Annotated in this window: 16 protein-coding genes; 8 read left to right on the forward strand and 8 right to left on the reverse strand. The window is 40.2% G+C overall.

The genetic code is table 11. The features are described from left to right. Positions 1-91: 91 nt before the first annotated feature. The 3 genes from hisC to BKL49_RS05970 all read left to right on the forward strand — a co-directional run bounded on the left by hisC (position 92) and on the right by BKL49_RS05970 (position 5075). The gene (hisC, locus tag BKL49_RS05960; protein WP_077423686.1) at positions 92-1201 is read left to right on the forward strand and encodes a histidinol-phosphate transaminase; all 1110 of its coding nucleotides are present in this window, start codon (positions 92-94) and stop codon (positions 1199-1201) included. An 8-nt stretch (positions 1202-1209) separates the two neighbouring features. After that, on the forward strand, positions 1210-1707 hold the full coding sequence (tpx, locus tag BKL49_RS05965; RefSeq protein ID WP_077423687.1) for a thiol peroxidase: 498 nt from the start codon (positions 1210-1212) through the stop codon (positions 1705-1707). A 455-nt stretch (positions 1708-2162) separates the two neighbouring features. Further along, complete coding sequence (locus tag BKL49_RS05970) at positions 2163-5075, forward strand: YadA-like family protein (protein WP_077423688.1); 2913 nt, start codon at positions 2163-2165, stop codon at positions 5073-5075. A 301-nt stretch (positions 5076-5376) separates the two neighbouring features. On the opposite strand, the gene serS is transcribed toward BKL49_RS05970, so the two are convergent. Then, positions 5377-6666: a serine--tRNA ligase gene (gene serS / locus BKL49_RS05975; RefSeq protein WP_077423689.1), complete on the reverse strand. Its 1290-nt coding sequence runs from the start codon at positions 6664-6666 to the stop codon at positions 5377-5379. A 251-nt stretch (positions 6667-6917) separates the two neighbouring features. Here serS and BKL49_RS05980 point away from each other — a divergent pair, with 251 nt between their 5' ends. Next, a complete protein-coding gene (locus BKL49_RS05980) occupies positions 6918-7136 on the forward strand; it encodes an HP1242/YdcH family protein (protein ID WP_077423690.1) in 219 nt (72 codons plus the stop codon). Between the two features lie 43 nt (positions 7137-7179). Here the strand turns inward: BKL49_RS05980 and glnD are convergent, their stop codons facing one another. Together glnD and map are read right to left on the reverse strand one after the other, a co-directional pair. Then, complete coding sequence (glnD, locus tag BKL49_RS05985) at positions 7180-9771, reverse strand: bifunctional uridylyltransferase/uridylyl-removing protein GlnD (RefSeq protein ID WP_077423691.1); 2592 nt, start codon at positions 9769-9771, stop codon at positions 7180-7182. 73 nt (positions 9772-9844) lie between these two features. Beyond that, a complete protein-coding gene (gene map, locus BKL49_RS05990; RefSeq protein ID WP_077423692.1) occupies positions 9845-10651 on the reverse strand; it encodes a type I methionyl aminopeptidase in 807 nt (268 codons plus the stop codon). A gap of 127 nt (positions 10652-10778) precedes the next feature. On the opposite strand from map, the gene erpA reads away from it, so the two are divergent. Genes erpA through mrcB form a run of 3 tightly spaced genes read left to right on the forward strand, consistent with a single transcriptional unit; the run spans position 10779 to position 13833 of the window. Beyond that, positions 10779-11123 (forward strand): iron-sulfur cluster insertion protein ErpA, encoded by a 345-nt coding sequence (gene erpA / locus BKL49_RS05995; RefSeq protein WP_077423693.1) that lies wholly within the window; start codon positions 10779-10781, stop codon positions 11121-11123. 1 nt (position 11124) lies between these two features. Continuing rightward, positions 11125-11478, forward strand: a complete 354-nt coding sequence (locus tag BKL49_RS06000) for a YacL family protein (RefSeq protein WP_077423694.1) — start codon at positions 11125-11127, stop codon at positions 11476-11478. Between the two features lie 15 nt (positions 11479-11493). After that, entirely contained in the window at positions 11494-13833 is a 2340-nt protein-coding gene (gene mrcB, locus BKL49_RS06005) for a penicillin-binding protein 1B (RefSeq protein WP_077423695.1), read from the forward strand. Positions 13834-13954: 121 nt separating this feature from the next. Here mrcB and rpsO read toward each other — a convergent pair whose 3' ends face one another. From rpsO to BKL49_RS06030, 5 genes are all read right to left on the reverse strand, one after another. Next, positions 13955-14224 (reverse strand): 30S ribosomal protein S15, encoded by a 270-nt coding sequence (rpsO, locus tag BKL49_RS06010; RefSeq protein ID WP_005628925.1) that lies wholly within the window; start codon positions 14222-14224, stop codon positions 13955-13957. Positions 14225-14330: 106 nt separating this feature from the next. Beyond that, on the reverse strand, positions 14331-15053 hold the full coding sequence (locus BKL49_RS06015; protein ID WP_077423696.1) for a substrate-binding domain-containing protein: 723 nt from the start codon (positions 15051-15053) through the stop codon (positions 14331-14333). Beyond that, a complete protein-coding gene (locus tag BKL49_RS06020) occupies positions 15053-15826 on the reverse strand; it encodes an ABC transporter ATP-binding protein (protein ID WP_077423697.1) in 774 nt (257 codons plus the stop codon). The genes BKL49_RS06015 and BKL49_RS06020 overlap by 1 nt, the downstream gene beginning before the upstream one ends. After that, complete coding sequence (locus BKL49_RS06025; RefSeq protein WP_077423735.1) at positions 15819-16832, reverse strand: FecCD family ABC transporter permease; 1014 nt, start codon at positions 16830-16832, stop codon at positions 15819-15821. Before BKL49_RS06025 ends, BKL49_RS06020 begins: the two co-directional genes overlap by 8 nt. An 8-nt stretch (positions 16833-16840) precedes the next feature. Beyond that, entirely contained in the window at positions 16841-17881 is a 1041-nt protein-coding gene (locus tag BKL49_RS06030; protein WP_077423698.1) for an ABC transporter substrate-binding protein, read from the reverse strand. A gap of 141 nt (positions 17882-18022) precedes the next feature. Here BKL49_RS06030 and BKL49_RS06035 point away from each other — a divergent pair, with 141 nt between their 5' ends. Then, positions 18023-18547: a GNAT family N-acetyltransferase gene (locus BKL49_RS06035; RefSeq protein ID WP_077423699.1), complete on the forward strand. Its 525-nt coding sequence runs from the start codon at positions 18023-18025 to the stop codon at positions 18545-18547. Positions 18548-18799: the final 252 nt, after the last annotated feature.

The raw sequence follows: 18799 nt of genomic DNA on the forward strand, positions 1-18799 counted from the left end.
AAATCGAAATCATCAGGGGTGATCGCCAATGATGGTTTCGATATTGTTTTAGGGGCGTTGCCTCCCACATTTCAATGTAAAATAAAGAACTATGCAATATATCGACATTGCCAATCAAGGCGTAAAATCTCTTTCTCCCTATCAAGCCGGAAAACCAATTGAAGAACTGGAACGTGAGCTGGGTATCGCTAATATTGTTAAACTTGCCTCAAATGAAAACCCTTTCGGCTTTCCCGAAAGTGCAAAACAGGCAATTTGCGAACAATTAGATAGTCTAACCCGCTATCCGGATGCCAATGGTTTTGAACTCAAGCAAACCATTGCCAAAAAATTCGGTGTTCAGCCTAATCAAATCACTTTAGGAAACGGCTCAAATGATTTGCTTGAACTCTTTGCACACACTTTTGCCGCCGAGGGGGATGACATCATTTATTCACAATATGCGTTTATCGTTTATCCCCTTGTTACCAAGGCCATTAATGCGAATGCAAAAGAAATTCCGGCAAAAAATTGGGGACACGATTTAACGGGATTTTTGACCGCACTTTCCGATAAAACAAAATTAATTTTTATTGCCAATCCAAATAATCCCACCGGTAATTTCTTAACGGAACAAGAAATTGATGCCTTCTTAGCCAAGGTGCCTGAAAACATGATAGTGGTGTTGGATGAAGCCTACACGGAATTTACCCAACCTTCGGAACGGGTTGATTCTTTTGGCTTGCTAAAAAAATACCCGAATTTAATTGTTTCCCGTTCACTCTCCAAAGCCTACGGCTTGGCGGGCTTGCGTATTGGTTATGCGGTATCTCATCCTGAAATTGCCGATTTATTGAACCGTGTTCGCCAACCTTTTAACTGCAATAGTTTGGCACTTGCTTCTGCCATTGCGGTGATGAACGATGATACCTTTGTTGAGAAAGTGGCGGAAAACAATCGGACAGAAATGGCGCGTTATGAAGCCTTCTGCCAAGCACATCATTTGGAATATATCCCGTCTAAAGGCAATTTCATCACGATAGATTTTAAACAACCTGCTACGCCGATTTATGAGGCATTATTACGTGAAGGCGTGATTGTTCGCCCAATCGCAGGCTATGGAATGCCGAATCATTTGCGTATCAGTATTGGCTTGCCACAAGAAAATGACCAATTTTTTACCGCACTTTCTAAAGTGCTAAATTTAACCCAAGCAAAATAGGAGCTTTTATGACAACCGTAACAATGATGGGGAATCCCATTGAAGTGAAAGGCAATTTTCCGCAAAAAGGCGACAAAATTGATAACCTGATTTTAACCAATAAAGACTTATCGGATATTGGTTTGGACACTTTTGCCGGTAAACGCAAAGTATTAAATATTTTTCCAAGTATTGATACCGGCGTTTGTGCAACCTCTGTGCGGGTATTTAACCAACGTGCCGCAGATTTAGAAAACACGGTTGTGTTATGTGTATCTGCCGACTTACCTTTCGCCCAAGCACGTTTTTGTGGGGCTGAAGGCATTGAAAACGTACAAACGCTTTCCACTTTCCGTCATAAAGACGTTCACGACAATTTAGGCGTAAATATTACAACAGGGCCGATTGCCGGTTTAACCGCCCGTTCGGTGATCGTGCTGGATGAAAATAACAAGGTGTTACACAGTGAATTGGTTTCTGAAATCAAAAATGAACCCAATTATGATGCGGCATTAGCGGTGTTATAACAAACAAAAAAGTGCGGTTAAAATTAACCGCACTTTTCTTACCCAAATAATGCCTTTTCTATAAAGTAACATCCTTATTTACTTTATAGAAAAGACTTTCCCCCTAATAAGACATCTGACCTGTTATTAATTTAATCATTGAATTGAAAAAATCATCTAAGCAAATCGCCAAAACATTTAGGTATTGGTAACCCGAGTATTCGATAAAAATACAAATTTACATTAAGAAATGTTTATTCCAAATAACTATTTTTAAGTATCCAGAAAAACGTATAAAAATTTTAATTTCAATAAGTTTCGTCTATTGTTTATATATCCAATTTTTACTATTATATGCCGCGAATTTGTTCTTATGGAATACGTTTTAGCGTTTTTTATATGAGATTTAGATAAAAAACCTATAATTTGGAACAAGTGTAGTCATCTATGTTTTTAACTATCTTCTGTGAGTTTGTATGAATAAAATTTTTAAAATTAAACATAATCAATTTGGTATGCCGGTAGTCGCTTCGGAGTTGGCGACCTCCAAAAACAATCTATCTTCAACAAATAAAATCGCGACAAAATTAACCGCACTTTCGGCGATTACGGTAGCGTTATTTACTTCCTCAAATTCTTTGGCAACAACGATAGTAAATACTAAAATTAACCAGGGAACAGTATCATCGGAAGATGATTTAAAAAGAAATATTCTTATTGGTAGTACCACAACACCAAATAAAGCCGATTATGTAGAAGATGCGGTTGTCATTGGCAATAATGCTACAGTAACGGGATCTTATTCAGTAGCTATCGGTAAAAATGTTAAAGCAGCAGATTTTGATGGGGTGGCAATCGGATCAGATGCGACAACCAATACTCAATGGTCTATTGCAATTGGTAAAGGTGCAAGTAATGCTTATGATCCTGCGTCTTTATCGGAAGCACAGGCAAATAATAAAACAACAGGTCGTGGCAATGCCGCCATTGCCATTGGTTACGATGCAAAAACCAGTGATTACGGCACAATTGCTATTGGCTTAGGCACTAAAGCAACAGGCAATATAGCAACTGCGCTGGGTTCCGGTGCAAATGCAAGTGGGACAGCAAGCCTTGCATTAGGAGACAAAGCACAAGCTTTAGGAGAAGCCTCAATTGCCAGCGGCTATGGCGCAAATGCTTCCGGATATCACGCTATATCAACAGGTAATGATGCGAAAGCTTCCGCCACTTACACAATTGCGCTGGGAGACAATGCAAACGCGTCTAACATCTATGCTATTGCCATTGGTCAAGATTCAAAAGCAAGCGATCATCATGCGCTTGCCTTAGGTTATTTATCCAATGCAACAAATTTTGCAACCATTTCACAAGGCATTTACTCCAAAGCAAGTGGCAGACAGTCTGTTAGTATCGGTTATGCCGCCAATTCATCAGGATCAAGTTCAATCTCTTTGGGGAGTAATGCGACTTCGACAAGTACGGGGGCTATTTCATTGGGTTCATCCGCTAATGCAACGGGCGTGGATACTGTCGCTTTAGGAAGTGGAGCTAATGCCGCAGAATATGGTTCAACAGCAATTGGGTCGGCAACCAAAGCAGAAGGATGGAAATCCTCTGCGCTTGGTTTTTCTGCTAGTGCAATTGGGGGGAGTTCACTAGCAATTGGTACGAATACTAAAGCACAAAAAACATACTCTGCAGCATTTGGTGCTTTTGCTAATGCATCGGCTGATTATAGTATGGCACTTGGTGATAATTCTAAGGCTTATGGGGAAAACTCTGTAACGGTAGGAAGTAAAGCTCAAGCAAATTCTAACTACGGGATTGCAGTGGGAAGTAATAGTCTTTCAAATGAATATGCGGCCATTGCAATAGGTCGATATTCAAACGCATCGGGTAATCAGGCGATAGCACTTGGAGATGTGGCTAAAGCAGAAAAAGACAGTGCCATCGCATTAGGATATCAATCTAGTGCCTTAGATGATAATTCAATTGCTTTAGGCCATTCAGCAAATGCTTCAATATATAGCGCAATTGCAGTTGGTCTTTTTTCTGAATCCAGTGGGAGGGGGAGTGTTTCTATAGGGCTACATTCAAAATCAACAGAGGACTCCTCAATCGCAATTGGCTGGGGCGCGAAAACATTACAACATAATGCTATAAGCCTTGGTACAACATCTACTTCTAGTGGCATAACTTCTACTGCTTTAGGAGCATGGTCGGAGGCTAATGAAAATATGTCTGTTGCTTTAGGCAGCTATTCAGTCACAGAAGCCAGCCGCACCAATTCTACCGCAGGAATGACTACGGTTGATTCAGCAGAAATAAATGGTGTTAATTATAGCGGTTTTGCTGGAAAAACCCCTCTTTCTGTAGTATCAGTGGGAAACGACGAGGATCAACGCCGCATCCAATATGTCGCCGCCGGTTTAATTTCCCAAACTTCAACAGATGCCATTAATGGTTCTCAACTTTATGCCGCAATAGATTCTCTCTCTAAGCAAATTAAAAATGCCTCAGAAACAATAACGGCAGCGAAAGATAGTTTTAAAGTAAAAAATAACACAACTGCCCAAAACACGAATGGAACAGTCAGTGAATGGTCATTGGAAAAAGCCGATACTCTCACCCTTGGTGCAACTTCCGATTTGAACGTGACGACAGATAGTAACGGTTTAGTGGTTTACGGTTTATCCGATAACATTAAAAAAACGATTAACGATACGAATACAACAGTAAATAAAGGTTGGAACATCACAACGAGCGCAAGTGAAGGCAATGTAACGGGTTCAAGTGAAAGTAACGTTAAAATGGGTAATACTGTGACGGTAGATGCGGGTAAAAATATTAATATTACTCAAAGCAACCATAAAATTAGTATTGCGACTTCGTCTAAACCGACCTTTGAGACGGTTACTGCAACAGACAGCGTAAAAATAGGCTCAGGAAATAATGCAACAACAATCACCTCAAATGCAACGGGAATTGTGGTTAAAAATAGTACTGGGGGACCAACCAGAATTCAAAATGTTGCTGCCGGTACACAAAATACGGATGCAGTGAATGTTGGACAGTTAAAACAAGTTTCCAACCAAGTGAACAATAACAGTAAACGTATTAATAACTTGGAGACAAAACTAAATCGTCAAGACAAAAAACTACGGGCAGGTGTTGCCGGCGCAGCAGCTATCGGTAACTTACCTCAAGTACGTCGCGACGGGCATTCGCAGCTGGCTGCGGGAATTGCAACCTATCGTGGTGAAAGTGCAATAGCAATGGGCTATTCAAAAGCTTCCGATAACGGCAAGGTAATTATAAAACTTTCCGGTAGTTCCGATACCCGGGGTGATCTTGTCGGTGCAGCTGCCGTAGGATATGAATGGTAATTATTTATTGCTACCATACTAGCCTATTCCAACGAAATACTGCATTCGGCTAGAGCCATACGCAATTTATAATATGGAACAACCAAAAAATCTTCCGAAAAATCGGAAGATTTTTTTGTGTGGGAAGAGATTAACAATAATAGGATGGATTCACTCTAAATTAGTTTGTGAAGAAACTAGCTTTTTAGATATGGAATTGACACCTTGAATAATAGAATAAATATCTGACTCTTGGTAAAGAACAAGTCAAAGTGCGGTCAAAAACCCTTTTGTTTTAACCGCACTTTTGTCTCTCTTGAAATTATTTTCCAATCACCTCAAGTCCACCCATATATGGACGTAACACTTCCGGTACGGTAATTGAGCCATCGGCATTTTGATAATTTTCCAGCACGGCAACCAAAGTACGCCCCACCGCTAAACCTGATCCATTTAAAGTATGTACCAAGCGGGTTTTCTTATCGCCTTTGGCTTTGCAGCGGGCTTGCATACGGCGGGCTTGGAAATCCCACATATTTGAACAAGAAGAAATTTCACGATAGGTATTTTGTGCCGGTACCCATACTTCCAAATCATAGGTTTTGCAAGAACCAAAACCCATATCGCCGGTACAAAGCAATACTTTGCGGTATGGCAGATTTAATAATTGCAACACTTTTTCTGCGTGGCCGGTTAATTCCTCAAGGGCTTCCATTGATTTATCCGGATCAACAATTTGCACCATTTCCACTTTGTCAAATTGGTGCATACGAATTAAACCGCGTGTATCGCGTCCGTAAGATCCGGCTTCAGAACGGAAGCAAGGTGTGTGGGCAGTCATTTTAATCGGTAATTCCGCTTCATCAAGAATCACATCACGCACCAAGTTTGTTACCGGCACTTCCGCCGTTGGAATCAAGGCATAAGGCTGCTCGCCTTCCAAAGCATTGGTATGGAACAAATCCTCACCAAATTTTGGTAATTGCCCAGTGCCATAAAGGGTAGCGTGGTTGACTAAATAAGGCACATAGGTTTCTAAATAACCGTGTTGTTCGGTATGAAGATCCAACATAAATTGTGCTAATGCACGGTGCATTTTGGCAATTTGTCCTTTCATCACGGCAAAACGTGCGCCGGCTAACTTCGCACCGGCGGCAAAATCCAAACCGTCAGCCTGCTCGCCCAAGGTAACGTGATCTTTAATTTCAAAATCAAAAGTACGTGGCGTTCCCCAGCGTAAAATTTCAAAATTTTCGCTATCGTCTTTACCTTGTGGCACTTCATCGGCAGGAAGATTTGGAATGGTCAATGAAATTTGATTAATTTCGGCAAGCACGGCATCAAGTTGTGCTTTTGCGGCATTTAATTGTTCGCCCATATTATCCACTTCTGCCAATAATGGCGCGATGTCCTCGCCACGAGCTTTTGCCGCACCAATGGCTTTTGAACGGGTATTACGCTCGGCTTGCAACGTTTCGGTTTTGACTTGGAGATCCTTGCGTTGCTCTTCTAAGGCAGTCAATTTTTCAGTGTCGAGAATAAAATTACGTTTAATTTTTAATTTTTCTGCGGTTTCCGCTAAATTATTGCGGAGTAAATTTGGATCGATCATTAGATTTCCTTACTATTCAGTGAAATAAAAAATGCCTTTATTCTAGCGTGGATTAATGAAATAAACCAGTTAAAAGCCAAGTGATAACGCGGTATTTTATAAAAATTGAGAAATCTTGACCGCACTTTTATCCTCTGTCGGAAGGCTGATTTTATTTTGTGATCTACTTCAAATTTTCATCATTCAAAACTAGGAATTTTTTATAAAAAGCGTAAAGTAAAAGCAGTTTTTAACCATAGAGGAGTTTGCTTATGTTTCCTGAATTTAGAGAATTAATCACCAAACTGAAAAGCACGGATGCTTACTTTGATCGCTTATTTGAAAAACACAATGAATTGGATCACGACATTAAAAATAAAGAGGACAACATTCAGCTTGCCACTCATACGGAGATTGAGATCTTGAAAAAAGAAAAATTGCGGGTTAAAGACGAGCTATATGCTTACTTAAAGAAAAAAGCGGTTGAGTAAAAATAAAAAAAGTGCGGTTAAAATTGACCGCACTTTTTTTTCCCTAAATCCGTTGATAAATCACTTCACGCAAGTTTTCTTTTTCCTGAACCGTTAAGGCTTTACCCGCGTGATTTTTTAGAATAAAGAAATCCTCTATTTTTTCCCCTAAAGTCATAATTTTGGCATTTAACAAGTTCAAATTGAGATCACTAAAAATTTGACTAATTTCTGCCAATAACGCCGGTTTATCCAAGGCAATCAATTCCATTTCCGTCTGATCTTCCTTCGTTTCATTTAAAAAACGGACTTCTGTTTTCACCGTAAATGGTTGTAACTGTCGATGTTTAGGAAAGGATAAAATCGGACGCTTATCACTTTCTAATACCAATGTTAATGCTTTTTCCAATTCTCGCCGGCGGTCAAATTTGACTAAATCACCATTGAGTTCCGTAATGATAAAACTATCAAGCACATAACCGTCTTGCGTGGTGATAATTTGTGCATCGTGAATACTGAATTTTTTTGCACCGATGGTCGTCACCACCTTGTTAAACAAATGTGCCTGATCCCCACAGTAAATAAACACTTCCGTCCCACCAAGGGAAAACTGATTCGTTACTTTCACCAGCAGTTTGCCGGAAAAATCGATTAATAATGCGGTGTGTCCTGCAATTTGTTTTGGTGTGTTACGCAAAAAATATTCATCGGGACAACGCTGCCATAAGGCTTGAATGGCTTGCGACGAATAAGAAGCCGTATCCGAGAGTAAAATTTGCCGTGCCAAACGGCGATTTTCTGCTGATTTTTCCGAATGACCCAACAATTCCGATCCCTCCTGATTAAACCTACTTGTGGTGAAATCGTAGAGTGAAGAAAAAAGTGAGCGCTTCCAACTGTTCCAAAGGGTGGCATTGGTCGCACAAATATCCGCAACGGTAAGGCAGGTTAGATAATCAAGCCGAACCTGATTTTGTACGCTTTCGGCAAATTTCATCACCACTTCAGGATCGTGAATATCGCGGCGTTGTGCCGTTATCGACATCAATAAATGGGATTGCACCAGCCAACTCAATGTTTCCACTTCACGCCGATCAAAACCGTGCAATTTTGCAAACTCTATCACATCCACCGCACCAAGTTCTGCGTGATCACCTCCCCGCCCTTTTGCAATATCGTGAAATAATGCCGCCACATAAAGCAAAGTGCGGTCGGAAAGTCGACTAAATATGCGATGGCAAATTGGATGTTCTTTCTCACTTTCTTTATGTAAAAAATGCTCCAATTTCAACATTACACGCAAGGTGTGTTCATCAACGGTGTAAATATGGAATAAATCAAATTGCATTAAACCTTCAATCGCCTGCCATTGCGGTAGATAAGCCGTCAGCACGCCATATTGATGCATTGGAATAAAAGCCCGTTGAATAGCATTCGGTTGATTAAATAAGCGTAAAAATTTCTCGCGGGCGGCGGCAATTTGGCATAATTTTTGCGGTAATTGTTCTAATGCCGGTTGCAATTTTCGCAAGGTTTCAGGGTGAATCACTGCCGTTTCAAATTGGGTGAGATAAAAAAACAAATCTAAAATGCGTTCCGGTTTTTGTAAAAATAAATCTTCATTCCGCAACCGTAAACGCCCATTCACCAATTCAAAATCCTCATCTAATTGATGAATAAACACATCATAAGTCGGTGAAAGAAAATGCTCGCGATAATGCTGAATTAATAAATGGCTGATTAATGAAATTCGGCGTAATGCTTGGAAAAATTGTTTCATCATTTTCTCTACGCCTTGATTTCCCTCTCCCGTAAAACCCAGTAAGGCACTTACTTTAATTTGACGATCAAACAACAAACGATTGTCATAGCGTTTCAAAATTAAATGCAAGGCAAACCGCACTTTAAACAAAAAGGCTTGGCTTTCCTGCAACTGTTGATATTCCTGCGGATAAATAAAACCACTTTGTAAAATCGTCTCCAGCGTGAGTGCGCCGGTATGTCGTAGTGCCACCCAATACAATAAATGCAAATCACGCAAGCCACCGGGGCTGTATTTGATATCCGGCTCAAGGTTGTAAGCGGTGTTGTGATAACGCTGATAGCGTTCCATTTGTTCTTGAACTTTGGCGTTAAAAAAATCTTCTTTCGACCAAAAATCCGCCCGTTGCACCCATTCACAAAGTGACTCAAAGTGCGGTCGATTTCCGGCAAGAAATCGTGCTTCCAACAAATTCGTGGCAATCGTAATATCCTGCTTGCCTTCCCTTTCGCACTGTGCTAAGGTTCGCACGCTATGCCCCACTTCAAAACCGCTATCCCACAAAAATCGAACAAATTGTGCAATTTTTTCTTCTACTTCAACGGTTGGTGTTTGCACCGTCAAAATAAGAAAATCCAAATCGGATAAGGGGAACATTTCTTTACGTCCATACCCGCCCACGGCAATTAATGAAAGTTCTGTTTCATCACTCAATGCCATTTGCTGCCATAACCGCTCTAGCAATAAATCATAAAATCGGCTGCGGTTTTCAATCAGTTCAAAAATGGAATAATCGGCGAAATGTGCCAGTTCAAATTGTTTAAGATTTTCACGCCAATTTTTGACCGCACTTGGCGTTAACGGTGAAAGGAGTTCGAAAGGGAAAAACATCATATTTGGGCAAAGTAAAAAATAGTGGGAATATTATAAAGAAAAAGCCCACCAATGTGGGCTTTCCAAAATGAAACTAAGCATTCACCATAATGCGTGAAATTCTGCCTTCTGCAATTTCTTCATCGCGAATAGTCATTACTTCACAACCGTTTTCGGTGACAACAATTTGATGTTCATATTGTGCGGAATGGCTGCGGTCTTTGGTTTTTACCGTCCAACCGTCTCCCATAACACGCACTTCTTTTTTACCGGCATTAATCATTGGCTCAATGGTGAACACCATTCCCGGTTTCAAAATCACGCCGCCGTCATCGGCATAATAATGCAATACTTGTGGCTCGCAATGGAATTCAGTGCCAACACCGTGACCACAATACTCGCGCACAACACTAAAACCTTGAGCTTCGGTGTATTTTTGTACGGCTTTGCCAATTTCGTTTAAGCGAATTCCCGGTTTTACTGTGCATAACCCCACATATAACGCTTCTTGTGCCGCTTCGACTAATTTTTGGCTACGAATATTGGTTTCCCCCCCCACAATATACATTTTGGAATTATCGCCAAAATAACCGTCTTTAATCACCGTTACATCAATGTTTACGATATCACCGCTTTTCAACACTTTGTCTTCACTTGGAATACCGTGGCAAACCACTTCGTTAATGGAAATACAGGTTGCTTTTGGAAAACCGTGATAATCCAAACAAGCAGGTATCACTTTTTGTTCATTCACCATATATTCATGGCAAATACGATCCAATTCCCCCGTTGTGACGCCCGGTTTGACGTAGGGTTCAATCATCACCAACACATCGGAAGCCAATTTACAGGCTTCACGCAATTTAATAATTTCCTCTTCGGTTCTTAATGGAATAGCCATAATTATTCTCTCTGTTTTAGAAAAAATGTGGCGTGGATTATAACAGGATTTCTATGAAAAATCTTGAATGAATAAGTCGGTTATTGGATAATACCCCACTCATTTTTAGGAAAGTGGAAAATAAAATATGACAGATAATATTGCCGTGCCGCTCACATTTACCGATGCGGCAGCCAACAAAGTAAAAAGTTTGATTAGTGAAGAAGAAAATAACGATTTAAAATTACGTGTTTATATCACCGGCGGCGGTTGCAGCGGTTTCCAATATGGTTTTACCTTTGATGAAAAAGTGAACGAAGGCGATTTAACCATTGAAAAGTCCGGCGTACAACTGGTGATCGACCCAATGAGTTTACAATATTTGATCGGCGGTACGGTGGACTATACGGAAGGGCTTGAAGGCTCGCGTTTTGTGGTAAATAACCCAAATGCAACCAGTACCTGCGGTTGCGGTTCATCATTTAGCATCTAATATGGATTTTCAATTCACCGCTTATTTAGGCAATGTCTCCGTAAAATGTTCAATGGAACACATTGCCCTCGCCAACTGGTTCAACACTGAAGTGCGGTCAAATCCAACAGCGATTTTGACCGCACTTTCTCTCGCTAAGAAACTGACCGAAAACCAAGAAGAAACCCTCATCGGTGCGGAATATACCCTGTTTTTAAATGCGGATGAAGTGATGGTGCGTGCCAATAATCTCGCCATTGAATCCGATGAAATTTTGGAAGACGATTTCCATTTCTATGATGAAGAAAGCATCGCTTTTTGCGGTACGCAAGATTTCATCCATTTTCTCGAAGCCTACGTTGATTTTATCGCCTAACCAACATAACCAACTATGACCGAAAACCACGAACAAGAAAAAGATCAAGAAACCAAACCAAGCAAACGACACGCCTGCAAAATGTTTTTGCTCAAAGCCGGTTTTACGGCAGCGGTGTTAGCTATTTTTTATGGCGGCTATTTGGATTGGCAAATTCGTTCAAAAATGGATGGTCAAATTTGGCGTTTACCGGCAGAAGTGTATAGCCGTATTGAAAGTGTGAAAATTTCCGACAATCTGGCTTTTGATGAAGTGATTCAAATTCTGCTTGATAACGAATATCGTCAAACCACAATGGTTGCCGCACCGGGCGATTTCAAATTGGAAGACGACACCATTGTGGTATTGCGCCGTGCGTTCCCTTTCCCCGATAAGCCCGAACCTCAACGAGTATTGCGTTTGCGTTTTACGGATAATAAATTAAGCCGAATCGAAGATTTGGTGAATGTGAAAACGGTGGATGAATTTCGTTTAGCCCCTAAGCTCATCGCAATGTTGCAATCGGACAACGAAGATCGCCTCGCTATCCCTTTACAGAATTATCCCCGTTTGCTGATCGATGCCCTCATTTTAACGGAAGATCGCCGATTTTATGAACATCACGGCATTAATCCTATCGGTATTGCCCGAGCCTTAATCGCCAATATTCGAGCCGGTCAAACCGTGCAGGGCGGCAGCACCTTAACACAGCAGTTAGTCAAAAACCTGTTTTTATCCAGTGAACGCACCATTACCCGCAAAGCCAACGAAGCCCTAATGTCTCTCGTGCTTGATTGGCGTTATGACAAATATCGTATTCTTGAAACCTATCTCAATGAAATTTATCTCGGTCAAAACGGCGATACACAAATTCACGGCTTTGAGCTTGCCAGTCAGTTTTATTTTGGACGTTCCATTCGAGAAATTAGCCTCGATCAAATCGCACTATTAGTGGGAATGGTGAAAGGACCTTCCCTTTATAATCCGTGGCGCAATCCACAAAATGCCTTAGAACGCCGTAATGTCGTGTTAAAACTAATGCTGGATCATAAAATGATCGGAGATGAACTCTACGAATTACTCAGCAAACGTCCGCTAGGCGTGCAGGCGAAAGGACAAATTTCACGCAAATACCCTGCTTTTATTCAAACTTTACAAACGGATTTACGCCGCCAACTTGGTGAACACAAAATGTCTAGCCTACTTGGTGCGCGCATTTTCACCACAATGGATTTAAAACAGCAAACACAATCCGAAAATGCCGTAGTCAATACGGTTTCTAAGCTACAAGTTCAAACCAAAAATCCACATTTAGAAGGGGCAATGATTGTTGCCGATTATCGCACGGGGGAAATTCGTTCTGTGGTGGGCGGTTTACAAACCCAATACGCCGGCTTTAACCGTGCTTTAATGGCGAAACGTCAAATTGGATCGTTAGTAAAACCTTCCATTTATTTGACCGCACTTTCTCACCCCGATCAATTCCGCCTAAATACACCAATCAATAACCAACCGATCACAATCAACGTAAAAGGCAGCGCACCGTGGCAACCACGTAACTACGATCGCAAATATAGTGGCTCGGTAATGTTGATGGACGCGCTCGCCCGCTCTTTAAATATTCCAACGGTGAATATCGGGATGAAAGTGGGTTTAACGAATGTCATCAACACCCAAAAAGCGATGGGGTGGGATAATGTCGAAATTCCGAAAGTACCGGCAATGCTGCTCGGTTCTTACAGTATTTCACCCTATGATGTCACCAAGCTCTATCAAACTATCGCCAACCAAGGCGGCAGAATTGAGTTGACCACGGTTGACAGCATTACCGATCGCCAAGGCAACCTCATTTATCAACACGATAAAGAAGCCAACCAAGTTGTGCCACGAGAAGCTGCGTTCCAAACCCTCTTTGCAATGCAACAAACCGTTGAACGGGGGACGGCTCGCAGCCTGCAAAATGACTATGCGGATCTCCATCTTGCGGGAAAAACCGGCACCACGAATGACGCTCGCGATACTTGGTTTGTCGGGATTGACGGCAAAAATGTCAGCACCATTTGGCTGGGACGGGATGACAACGGCGAAACCAAACTCACCGGAGCCTCCGGCGCATTACAAATCTACAAAGATTATCTCAACCGTGTTTATATTGAAAAATTAAAACTACAAAAACCGGCAGATATAAAATGGATTGGCATCACGCCCCACGGCAGTTGGGATTGTGGCAGCAACCGCACGATTCCCGTATGGGCAAACAAAGGGCAAAGTTTCTGCTCATCATCAACCGGTAATGTATCATCCACACCATCCACCGTCCAACCTACCTCCCCCGGCACGCCACAAGGCAGCCTATGGGATGTATTAGACCGATAACAGAAGCAAAATCGGAATAACCAAAGTGCGGTCAATTTTGAGCGTATTTTTGCATGACAACATATCGGCGACAAAAAAGCCCTCGAAATTCGAGGGCTTAGAACTTTTACGATTGTAAAAATTAGCGGCGTAAACCTAAACGGGCGATAGTGCTTTGGTATAAAGCAAGATCTGTACGTTTTAAATAATCTAAAAGTTTACGGCGGCGGGAAACCATACGTAATAAACCACGGCGACCGTGATGGTCTTTTTTATGCTCTGCAAAGTGAGCTTGTAAGTGGTTGATTTGTGCAGTTAATAATGCGATTTGAACTTCAGAAGAACCGGTATCTTTCGCATCACGACCAAATTCAGCAACGATTGCTGCTTTTTTTTCAGTACTTAGAGACATTTTTTACTCCTAAAAGGTAGTGTTGTTGATACATCATTCGCCGATCTCTAACTCAGCGATGACAAGAGGGTTGAATTCTAGCGGTGAACGCATTTAAAAGCAAGGTTTATTCAAGATAAAACCCATGATTTTGAATAATTCTTTGCGCTTCTTCTCCACATAAAAAATCAAAGAATAATACCGTTTGTCTAGAATCAGACAATAACGCACTCATGTAGTCGGCACGGATGCTAAATTCTTTCGGTAATTCATAAAATAAAAATCCCTTTCCTGTTAATTGCGCTTGATAATGGGCATAGCCTAACATCATTTCTGCATAGCCTTGAGAAAGTAAATATCTTGAGGCAATTTCACCTTTTGGAACAATTGTTGAATTTTCATTGCCAACTAATTGTAACGCACGCTGTTTTAAAGCCTCTCCCTCCGTAGGAAACCTCTGCTCAATCTTATCGAAAAATTCCCACGTATAATCACCGCAAGGATCAGTGTTTGGAGTAGAAGTTGCAAGGCGTAAAGTGCGGTCAAATAATAACTCAAAAAATGTTTTTTGACGAAATTTCACATCATCAAGCGTTGTTAAAAGCAAGCGATTATATGCAATCACGGTCTGTCTGAAAATCCTGTTTGTTTGCCTTAATCGATCTATATTTTCTCGATTTGCACTAATAAAAAGATCACAACGAGCCCCTTTTTCAATTCTTTCTCGTAATAAACCAGCCGGCGCACAAACACATTGAATATCCCAAGAATGGAATAACTGGAAATATTCGACTAAATCTTGTAGCACAAAGCGAAAGCTGCCTGCACTAAAAATAATAAGCTTTTTCATTAGATTTCCTTTTTGTTAAACAATGTTTTATACAAAGGGATAAAATGTGTAACAACAACTGATTGATAATCCGTTTGCTGTTCCAGCATGGATAAATGAAAAAGTGCGGTTAAATTTTCTGTGGTTAAAATTTGAGATGTTTCGCCAAATTGGATATTTTCCTTATTCATTAATAAGGTTTTATTAGCAATGGCAACCGCGTGATTAGGTTGATGTGTTGTGAATGCAATTGTTATTTTCCGGGTAGTCACCAAATCTTGTAATAAAGAAAGAACAATATCTTGATTCGCCAGATCTAAGGCTGATGTGGGTTCATCCAATAACATGAGTTGACACTCGGAAGCCATAGCGCGTGCAATTAAAATAAGCTGTTGCTGTCCACCTGAAAGTTGATTAAATTCTCGATGAATTAAATGGGTTAAATTCATATAGTCCAATGTTTCCATTGCAATTTCATAATCTCGCGCTTTCGGCTTAGAAAAAGTGTTAATGTGATGAGCTCGTCCCATTAACACGATATCTAACACGGTATAAGCAAAATACGATGAAAAAAATTGTGGAACAAAACCGATAGATTGATGTGCCTTAATTGTGCCAGAAATGGGTTGATGAATGCCTAACAATAAATCCAGTAACGTACTTTTACCACAGCCATTTTGCCCCAAAATAGCTAAAATATCCCCTTGATTTAATTCAATATTGAGCTGCTGGAACAAAGGTTTTTCGGAATGATAATAAAAGCCTAAGTTTTCAACGGTGAGCATTTTATTCATTTATACGCCCTCGTTTTAACTGATAAACCAGCAAACTAAATAACGGCGCACCAAGAAGTGCGGTCAAAATACTGATAGGAATTTCGGCATCAGAAAGTGAGCGAGCAACATTATCCACCATTAACAAATAAACCGCACCGATTAGCATTGTGCAGGGAAGTAAACGCTGATGATTGGCCCCCACCAACATACGGCTAATGTGAGGAATAATTAATCCAACCCAGCCTATACTGCCGCTAATTGCCACTTGGCAAGCCACTAATGTGCCACTTAAGAAAATCACTAGCCAACGTAACGGCACGACGTTCATACCTAAGGCTTTGACTTCTTTATCATCTAAGGACAATAAATTCAATCGCCAACTTAATTTAAATAAAATAAGGCTACAAATGGAAAAAGGGATAACAAAGAATCCGAATTTCTCCCAATTTGCCGTAGCAAAACTGCCCATCAGCCAAAATACTATGCTCGGTAATTTTTCTTCCGTATCTGAAATGTACTGCAACAAACTGACTAAAGCGGAAAATAAGCCACTTAAGATCATGCCAATTAAAATCAACATTAATAAGCTGCGTTGGTTAAATTTGAAACTGAATAAAAAAACTAAAGCGAGCGTTAACACACCTAATAAAATTGTACTGGTAAATAAGCCGTATAAGCTAAACCCTAAAAAGATTGCCAAGGTTCCACCAAAGGCAGAGCTAGAAGTGACACCGATAATATGTGGATCCACTAACGGATTGCGAAAAATACCTTGTAATACCACACCGCTCAAAGCGAGACCGGCACCCACACATAGTACGGTTAAAATTCGGGGTAATCGTACTTGAAAGATAATTTGTTGATGAACAGGCTCAATCTCAAGTGCGGTTAATTTTGACCATAGAACTTGCCCAATTTGCGGAATAGACAAGGAATACCGCCCTATTCCTAAAGAAATCACAGCGGTAATCAACAATAGAAAGGTTAAACCCACAATAATTTTGGCATAATAATTTTGCTGCATTGCCAACACTATTTTGCTGATTGATAAGAAGTTCGGTAGAATTTTTGGTAATAATCATTCACCATTTTATCCAAATCAACATCTTGGAAACGTTGTGGATAAAGGGCTTTAGCTAACCATACTTCCCCCAAAGAGAATGCTTCTGGCATCGGATAACCCCAAGCTTTCGCGTATTCCGGCATCAATAATACTTTTTTATCTTTTACAGCCTGAATATTTGCCCAATTTTGATCATTTAAGATTTGTGGTACCACATCAGGATAACGATCTTGTACCAAAATCACAGAAGGATTCCACTCAAGCACATTTTCGAGAGAAACCTGTTTGAAACCTTTAATGGTTGCCGAAGCAACATTATATGCTCCCGCGTGTTCCATCATTAATCCCGTATATTTGCCTGAACCATAGGTATTCAGATCAGGGTTCGCCATATAGGTTTTTACACGCTTATCCGTAGGAATATTCCCTAGACGATCTGCCAATAATTGACGATGAGCAAAGGCGGCTTTCAGTAAATCATCACCTTGTTGCGTTTTCTCAAACACTTCGGCAATTAATTCAATCCCTTGTTTTAAACCGTCACTATAGGCTCTATCTTCATCACCTAATGTTGGATTGAGCTTCGTTTTTTCATCGCCAGTACGCAAAGAAATTGCAATCACCGGAATATTAACATCGGAAATTTGCTTAATCATTTCCGGTGGTGCGTAATTAGTCACAAAAACAACATCAGGCTTTAATGCCAATAAACTTTCAATATTGACTGAATTTAAATCGCCCGGCATAGCCATTTTTTCGAGTTCCGGTGCAAGACGAACATAATTTTTTCCTAATTGTTTTTTCCAATTAGAAAGTACGCCCACAATTTGTTTTGTTGCATCAAGCTGCACGGCAATATTGAGCGTTTGATGTTGTAGCACAACGGCGCGTTGAATATGATCAGGAATAGTAACTTGACGATCAAGTTGATCAGTAATCACGCGATCTGCTAAAGCTGAAAGTGAAACAGTCCCCAATAAGGCAGTAAGAAGAAGTTGATTGAATTTCATTGAATATCCTTATTTATATAATGCAAAGGCAAGCATTATACATTAATTTATATAAAGATATCGCTGTGATTCAACGCTTGATTTCATATTATTTATTCTTACAAGAAAAATCTTTTAATAAATCAATAGATTAAATCATAAATGGATGACCAATTAAATATCAGAAAACTCACTTTAAATGATCTCAATGCATTACAACATTTAAGCAAACAAACTTTCTTTGAAACCTTTGTCGATACTTGTAGTGATGAAGATATGCAGAACTATTTGGCAGAAAGTTTTAGCCTCACACAACTTGAAACGGAATTAAAAAACGAAGAAATGCTATTTTATACAGCAGAATCCGAGGATGAAATGGTTGACTATTTAAAACTTAATTTAGGCACGGCACAGACGGAAATACAATCACCAAGTGCGGTCGAAATTCAGCGTATTTATGTATTAAATCAGTATCATAGCAAAGGCGTAGGACAAGCCCTATTTCAACAGGCTTTAGCACTTGCCAAGCAGTACCACGCCGATTACATCTGGCTTGGCGTATGGGAACACAATCATAAAGCCCAAAATTTTTATCGAAAAAATGGCTTTATAGAATTTGATAAACACACCTTTATGCTAGGAAGCGATGCCCAAACGGATATTATGATGAAAAAAATCTTAAAATAGTGCTTTTCTTGATTTATTTTCTTTGGTTGATGGCCGATGTTTTAATTGAGGCTGTCAATTCAAGTCATCATTTTGCTTTTATACCTCTCTTCAATCATCCCGCCCACTTATTATTCGGATAAGGAATAGGAGTTATCCGCTGAATATATGGACAAAATCGCTATAAATTAATTCTGTGATCAAGATCTAATTTTTTTAATATTAAATCCTATATGATTGCCTCGCCTTGTGAGCAAACAAGCTAATCAATAA

This window comes from Rodentibacter myodis, assembly GCF_001999305.1.
Lineage (GTDB): Bacteria > Pseudomonadota > Gammaproteobacteria > Enterobacterales > Pasteurellaceae > Rodentibacter > Rodentibacter myodis.

Excerpts from the sequence above, each read along its gene's own strand:
- tpx (WP_077423687.1), top strand. The coding sequence starts at position 1,210 with ATGACAACCGTAACAATGATGGGGAATCCCATTGAAGTGAAAGGCAAT.
- BKL49_RS06035 (WP_077423699.1), top strand. The coding sequence starts at position 18,023 with ATGGATGACCAATTAAATATCAGAAAACTCACTTTAAATGATCTCAAT.
- mrcB (WP_077423695.1), top strand. The coding sequence starts at position 11,494 with ATGACCGAAAACCACGAACAAGAAAAAGATCAAGAAACCAAACCAAGC.
- BKL49_RS06025 (WP_077423735.1), bottom strand. The coding sequence starts at position 16,832 with ATGCAGCAAAATTATTATGCCAAAATTATTGTGGGTTTAACCTTTCTA.
- glnD (WP_077423691.1), bottom strand. The coding sequence starts at position 9,771 with ATGATGTTTTTCCCTTTCGAACTCCTTTCACCGTTAACGCCAAGTGCG.
- hisC (WP_077423686.1), top strand. The coding sequence starts at position 92 with ATGCAATATATCGACATTGCCAATCAAGGCGTAAAATCTCTTTCTCCC.
- BKL49_RS05970 (WP_077423688.1), top strand. The coding sequence starts at position 2,163 with ATGAATAAAATTTTTAAAATTAAACATAATCAATTTGGTATGCCGGTA.
- BKL49_RS06000 (WP_077423694.1), top strand. The coding sequence starts at position 11,125 with ATGGATTTTCAATTCACCGCTTATTTAGGCAATGTCTCCGTAAAATGT.
- BKL49_RS06030 (WP_077423698.1), bottom strand. The coding sequence starts at position 17,881 with ATGAAATTCAATCAACTTCTTCTTACTGCCTTATTGGGGACTGTTTCA.
- rpsO (WP_005628925.1), bottom strand. The coding sequence starts at position 14,224 with ATGTCTCTAAGTACTGAAAAAAAAGCAGCAATCGTTGCTGAATTTGGT.
- map (WP_077423692.1), bottom strand. The coding sequence starts at position 10,651 with ATGGCTATTCCATTAAGAACCGAAGAGGAAATTATTAAATTGCGTGAA.
- erpA (WP_077423693.1), top strand. The coding sequence starts at position 10,779 with ATGACAGATAATATTGCCGTGCCGCTCACATTTACCGATGCGGCAGCC.
- BKL49_RS06015 (WP_077423696.1), bottom strand. The coding sequence starts at position 15,053 with ATGAAAAAGCTTATTATTTTTAGTGCAGGCAGCTTTCGCTTTGTGCTA.
- BKL49_RS06020 (WP_077423697.1), bottom strand. The coding sequence starts at position 15,826 with ATGAATAAAATGCTCACCGTTGAAAACTTAGGCTTTTATTATCATTCC.
- serS (WP_077423689.1), bottom strand. The coding sequence starts at position 6,666 with ATGATCGATCCAAATTTACTCCGCAATAATTTAGCGGAAACCGCAGAA.
- BKL49_RS05980 (WP_077423690.1), top strand. The coding sequence starts at position 6,918 with ATGTTTCCTGAATTTAGAGAATTAATCACCAAACTGAAAAGCACGGAT.